A 6,145-nucleotide genomic window follows, 5' to 3' on the forward strand; every position below is an offset into this window, starting at 1 on the left:
ATTTAGGAAATCCGCGAGTTATAGTCCGGAAGAGGTCATCATCCGAGGGTAATGAGCCGGTCGGCGTTGTCCTTACTTTGAATTTTCCTGACGTCAAATCTCGGGGTTTTGTTACCATGAACTCAGCCACCTTGCCATCGCCTTTTGCTTCATCACCGTGACAGAGATAACATACCTTCTCGTAAATCTCTTTACCCAGAGCGACCAAAGACTCATTCTCAATTAATTTTGTCTCAGTTGCCATTAACCAAAGATCAGGTTCGGCAATTGTAATTTCATCTTTTTGGGGTGCTGCGCAAGTTTGAAGCAGGAGAATGATACCGGCTATGGTAGTCTTGATTATAGGCGTGAGTCTGTTGAAATTCATATAACCTCCCAAGGCTATAAAAAAGGTTTATCTAAGTTTTATTATCCTTTCTTTTATTCAACTCAAGGAATATTTGTTTATCTGATAAAGTTGATGAGTCCTTAGAAGCAAGTTGTTAAATGTCCCCCTTGGCATAGTCAGAAAAGCTCTCTGGCTTTAATGAGTAATTAAAACTCGTGGCACAAGATAAAATCGTTGACGAGCATTGTCAATAGAAATATTACAATACTAATCATATTATGTTTAAGTAACGGCTGATCTTTTTCCCTATGATTCAAATACGATAGAATCTCAATAGTAAAAATTGATATTATAGTTAAATCTCCTATTTGATTCACTCATAATGCCGCCCTAAATGGCATGATCTCCTAATGCATTTGGAATTTTATATAATAATTTCTAACGATACGCCTGACAGATTCTCTCCTTCCCCTTTAATGACAAAACAGCTGAGAGTAAAATCTGAAATCTCTCACTTCTAAGATTCCCCGAAAGTTGTTAGTTCTTTCATCTCCGTCTCATGCTCTGCTACATCACCTTCTTTGTAGTCATAAAGTGTAGAATGTAATCAGATTTATCATACATTAACGACAGGGAACAAAGCGGACTATGGTTTTTGATTCTTTTACAACTTCTTCAAAAATTATAAGCGTTCTTTTGACTTCATCCTTTGTATTTCCAAGTCCCAGAGAGAATCGCAGCGCACAATGCGCCTCCTCATCGGTAAGTCCCATTGCTGTTAACGCGTGGGAAGGTTCAGGAGAGCCCGCTCTGCAAGCCGAACCGGACGAAAGTGCAACTCCTTTTTGATCAAGAGCAAGGACAACTGATTCACCGCGCATTTCGGGGAGGGTCATGTTAAGCGTATTCGGGAGGCGCACATCAGGGTGACCATTAAGCTTTGTAGCCGGGATAATCTTTCTTATGCCCTCTTCGAGAATATCTCTAAGTTCTCTTACGCTCTTCATACGAGATAATCTCCTGACAGCCAGCTCAGCGGCTTTTCCCAGACCGCTGATTGCGAGAACATTCTCAGTTCCGGCACGCATCTTATTTTCTTGCACGCCGCCGACAATAAGTGATTCGATCTCAATTCCTCTGCGAACGTAAAGCGCTCCAATCCCTTTCGGTCCGTAGAACTTATGACCTGAGATAATAAGTAAATCCACATCGAGTTCTTCAACGTCAATACCATCTTCCCCGCCGCCTGTACCGCGTCCGTGTGAAAGGTGACGCCCCGATCGTGAGCAATCTCAACGAGCTCTTTTATCGGCTGAATCGTTCCAGTTTCATTGTTTGCCGTCATTACGCTCACGAGGCAGGTTTCATCTGTAATCGCTTCTCTAAGGTCTTTTACGCTGACCATACCTGTCTTGGGTAAGGTCATTATCATCTTTTAAAATTCTTAGAAAAAAACATGCAATTCTGCAACTAATTTATTTTGGTTTAGCTGCCGGTTCTGAGGGATGAACCGATTAACGTTGTAGAAAATTGAAAATTGTATGTGTTGAACAGGAAAAATTTCCAATCCAAACCTTATTCGCTCCTGACCATCTCTGCTTAACTCAATATCTGAGTTTCTATCGAAGAGATTATAGGATATCTTAAAATTGTGACCTCTAATTAAAAGGAAATTCAGTTCCGCGAGATATGCGTATTGCTTGATTGAAAACACGTTGAACTGGTCAACTTCCCCAAGTAGAGTGAATCTACCTGCGTGAAAACCGACAAAAGATCCCAATATTCTGCTTTTAGAAGTCTCCGTAGATTTTTGCCATGAAATTCCAATTCGCCAATATTCCATTACCAACGAGGCTACACCGGAGATTTGATTCAGTGTAATCGCTGAAATTACGGATAAATCTCCGGGTTCAAATCCCATTTCTACTGCTAAATCAGGATCCGAATACGTGAAACCTGTTTCCTCCCTGATAAATGCGGCATCGTCCCAGAGGCGTAAGCCATATGGCAATAACATCTTTCCGAATTTAAAATATGATTTTAAAGGTAATCCCTGAATTAGTCCGAATGATTCCCTGTTACCCGGTTCCGGGCTTACAAGTTGGTCAACATATAACGTCAATATTTCGGGTATTATATTGAATTCTAAATAAATATTTCCCTCTGCTATATCCATAAAAACCTCATCGGGAACATCGCCCGCAGTCGTATCGGCGTAACCAAAAAGCAATGTATTGCTGAAGCGTAAATTGGCACCAAATGAAATATATTCAGATAGTTTTGGAGAAAATAAACCTGTATTCGGACTCTTTATAAATTTTGCCGCTAAATATTGATCGGCATATATATTTCCAAACTCGGTTCTTTTCCCTCCCCCGGAGATATTAACATGGCATTGTGAGCATTTAAAACCTGTTCGTAGGGCAAGATAGGGTTCAGCATGTAGTGGACTTGGATGTGTTATCAAAAATCCTGAAAGTATTAGGAATGTAAGAGCGCAAAATCGACTTAATGATTCAGCGGTATAGTTCATTCCTGTGCTCCGTTATTTATCCATGCTTTGATTGCTTCAATTTGGACTTCAGGAATTTGAGGTAAATTTAGTGGCATTTGCTTATACCTAATGCCATTTCTCCCCTCAAGTTTCCAGATTATATAACTACTTTCTGCATCACCAGGCTTAACTCTTAACATTTTAGGTAACTCTTTGCTCTGAACATTTACTAAGTTTCCGTAAGCTTGTCCCTGCTCTAAATTGAGATTTTTTTTAGGACGCGGCATTTTATGGCATTTGACAGCACATACTGCATTGAATATGTTCTCCTGAATACTTTCAAGTGTAGAATCAAGGGAAACCGGAACAATATTGAGTGAAAGTGAGTCCACAGGATCGCCAAATTCGTTCAACCCGATTCCATCTCCCGAGCAGCGAATTGCTGCTACAACGAAGCCTGTAACTACCAGTATTTTGGCTGACTTCTTAAACTTATTCATTCTGAATCCTGGCTTTCAAATCCTCTGGATTTGAATAAAATAGCCATCTGAACAATCCATTTGCCCTTTGGAACGATTCGATGTATTGTGACAGCGCCCATTCATTTCTTATGGAGATATTATAGAGATCCGCTTCAGAAAGGTCTTCAATTTCATCATTCGATGGGAGTTTCCTAATGAACCTGTCCATCAGCTCAATTTCGTGCTGTGATAGATATTCACCATCGTTCAATTCGATTTCCATAAAATCATCTTTCGTTAGAAGAAAGAGCCCCTCATATGACGGCATCGGTGTGCCTGAAATTCCCGTGAGGAGCGAATTTCTTATATCTGCGGCGCTATAACCTGCCCTATACTTGTGTTTGTCTTTAAGATCTATTGGAGTGATCTTGCGATCTTTGTAATCTTTTAGAGTATTTGCCGAGGGACCCTTCCCACTCCCACTTAGTCCATGGCATGACCAACACTCCAATATCAAGAAGAGAGCTTCACCATCCGCTTTATCACTCTCAGGTAATTCAGGAAATTTACTTGAGGAAACAAGCACACCTGTTTGCCATTCTATCTCCTTACTGACTAATGTTTTTAGATAAGAGATGACATAAAGAATTTGATCGTCAGATAATTGTCGCTCCCATCCGGGCATCCATGTACCCGGCAATCCCCATTTAATTACTTTCACAAGGTCTTCATTCGTCGGCATCAATCCCGAAGAAGTAGATCGAAATTTATATACTCCGGTAGTAAAATCCCTCGGTGGGGGAAAAAGGGCTGCTGCTCCCGGACCATCACCCTTCCCTGTGCGTCCATGGCAGGATGAACAATGATGCCGAAAGATAGCAGCGCCTATCTCCCCATAGCCAATCGGCAATTGCTGGGTAAAAGCCGACTGGCTGTACAGCACACATAAAATGGTGAGAATCAGCCAGCCGGCATTGTTGCAGAATACTTTATTTACGCAGATCAAAGTATTGCTTTAATCCCATTTTCATAATCACAAGCCCTACTTTCTTATTCAGAAACGAATTGATGATCGTCTCCATTACCGGTATTCCTTGCCCGCCTGACTTCAACCAACCAGCTTGACCCGTTGTGCTTCCCGTAAGCAACGACATCACTACCACTTCCTGCAGGATATCTCAGAAAAACACCCGGGATTGTCGCTGCATCAGAAAAAGAAGCGCTTGTGTCAAACGGAACCATATCCCAGACGAAGGAGGGATATCCTGCGCTGGCATCCGGATCTTTCGCATGCATATAAAGCGGAAATCCGTCAGACTGAATCTTATTTTCCACATACGTATCCAATCCCTGATCACCCTTTCTACCGCTGAATGATTTGGGTTTATCCGCGCTGACATCGAAGGCTGCCACGTCCTGATAGATCAAATGCTTATCATGAATATAGCCTACCGGATTTGACCGTGTTGCCTTCCACTGCCATGTATCGACAAGTTGTCCGGCTACTTCAGTAAACATATAACCCTTTCCATTTTCCGAATTTTCATCGTAATGGCAGAATGCCTCACACCCGTTACCATCTGCGAAATCTGTGCCCGAGTATCCCGTAATTGGAAACATGAAATAAAATCTATCCTCGTTACCCGATTTACTCCAGCTATCACTCGAAGCACTATAAGCCAACTTATCCTTTTCGTCGCTTTCATCAGCATCAGACCATGAAAGCTTAAAGTAGAGATATGTATCGTCATACATTGAACTGACATTTACAGAAGTAACACCAGCAGGACTGATTCCATCATACTTCAAAAAATCCTCCATTCGATCAAGTGTGATTGTAGTTCCGCTTCCTGACCATTCTCCTGATGCCGCACTTCCGTCGATCTCCGGTGGGGTTTCTGTTTTTACAGAAACAATTTGCGGTATAGTTGAAAATACGCCTGTATTCACCGTATCAAAAGAAAGGTAATTCACAAATGAACCGAATTGCATATCTCCCGCATTATTGTTTACAGCGAGGCTAAAATAAGTGCCGACCGGCGGAAGCTCAGTCAGATCTACTCCGTCGACGCCGTCCACACCATCCAGACCTGCAACTCCTGCCGGACCCTCCGGACCTTCACAGCTGTAAAATAGACATAGAGCTACTCCTGTTATGCCTATCATGGATAATTTTTTAACAAACATAATCTTCACCCCTTTTTTGTTTAGTCGATTTGATTTATACATACAATCAATCACTATCACTAAGGGCAAAACATATGCCAGAAAGCACCGATTTTAGCTGTTGCGGCTGGAAGATTAACGCGGGTTAAGTTTTAGTGAGGCAACATAAGCCGGATATCCGGATTTCATTCGAATCACTACTTCAATTTATTGTTTGATTATTGGACACTAAATAGCGGTAATTTACTATTACCAACGGTTGGATGGATTCTGTCCAATTTATGGAATTTAGTATATTATAAAGGCTCTATCTGAACCGGTCTAATTTTACTTTATATCGATTTAGCTTTGAATAGAGCGTACTTCTTTGAATACCGAGAATTTCTGCGGCTCTTGAGGTATTTCCTTTGACCTCTTTTAATACTCTGCATAAATAATCTTTTTCGTGGTCCGCTAAGCGAACTAAGTCTTTGTCCTGCCGTCTGTCGGTGATGGCATGATCTTTAACTTGCGGGGGTAAGCTTAGATGAGATATTATAGGTTTTTCGGTTAACATGATTGCACGTTGAATCACATTTTCCAATTCTCTGACGTTACCCGGCCAGAAATATGATAGAAGATAATCCACAGCCTTTGACGTAAAACCATTCACGGTCTTGCCAGCTTCACTCCCACATTTTTTTAAGAAATGATCAA

6 protein-coding genes and 1 pseudogene are annotated in these 6,145 nt (G+C 41.4%); all 7 read right to left on the reverse strand.

Annotation, left to right across the window (positions count from 1 at the left end):
* Positions 1–367: hypothetical protein (locus tag IIB39_11120; protein MCH8929249.1), on the reverse strand; the 367-nt coding region annotated here is incomplete at its 3' end.
* A gap of 584 nt (positions 368–951) precedes the next feature.
* A pseudogene (locus tag IIB39_11125) lies at positions 952–1,760 on the reverse strand (cysteine desulfurase).
* Positions 1,761–1,772: 12 nt separating this feature from the next.
* A complete protein-coding gene (locus IIB39_11130; protein MCH8929250.1) occupies positions 1,773–2,861 on the reverse strand; it encodes a hypothetical protein in 1,089 nt (362 codons plus the stop codon).
* Positions 2,858–3,322, reverse strand: a complete 465-nt coding sequence (locus IIB39_11135) for a hypothetical protein (protein ID MCH8929251.1) — start codon at positions 3,320–3,322, stop codon at positions 2,858–2,860. The genes IIB39_11130 and IIB39_11135 overlap by 4 nt, the downstream gene beginning before the upstream one ends.
* Positions 3,315–4,289 (reverse strand): c-type cytochrome, encoded by a 975-nt coding sequence (locus tag IIB39_11140; protein ID MCH8929252.1) that lies wholly within the window; start codon positions 4,287–4,289, stop codon positions 3,315–3,317. The genes IIB39_11135 and IIB39_11140 overlap by 8 nt, the downstream gene beginning before the upstream one ends.
* Positions 4,290–4,333: 44 nt before the next feature.
* Complete coding sequence (locus IIB39_11145) at positions 4,334–5,470, reverse strand: hypothetical protein (GenBank protein ID MCH8929253.1); 1,137 nt, start codon at positions 5,468–5,470, stop codon at positions 4,334–4,336.
* Positions 5,471–5,756: 286 nt separating this feature from the next.
* Positions 5,757–6,145: sigma-54-dependent Fis family transcriptional regulator (locus tag IIB39_11150; protein MCH8929254.1), on the reverse strand; the 389-nt coding region annotated here is incomplete at its 5' end.

Source organism: Candidatus Neomarinimicrobiota bacterium (genome assembly GCA_022573815.1).
Taxonomy (GTDB): domain Bacteria; phylum Fidelibacterota; class SORT01; order SORT01; family SORT01; genus JACZTG01.

Bases quoted from the DNA above. Each gene is read 5' to 3' on its own strand.
- IIB39_11130 (MCH8929250.1), bottom strand. From the start codon at position 2,861: ATGAACTATACCGCTGAATCATTAAGTCGATTTTGCGCTCTTACATTC.
- IIB39_11135 (MCH8929251.1), bottom strand. From the start codon at position 3,322: ATGAATAAGTTTAAGAAGTCAGCCAAAATACTGGTAGTTACAGGCTTC.
- IIB39_11145 (MCH8929253.1), bottom strand. From the start codon at position 5,470: ATGTTTGTTAAAAAATTATCCATGATAGGCATAACAGGAGTAGCTCTA.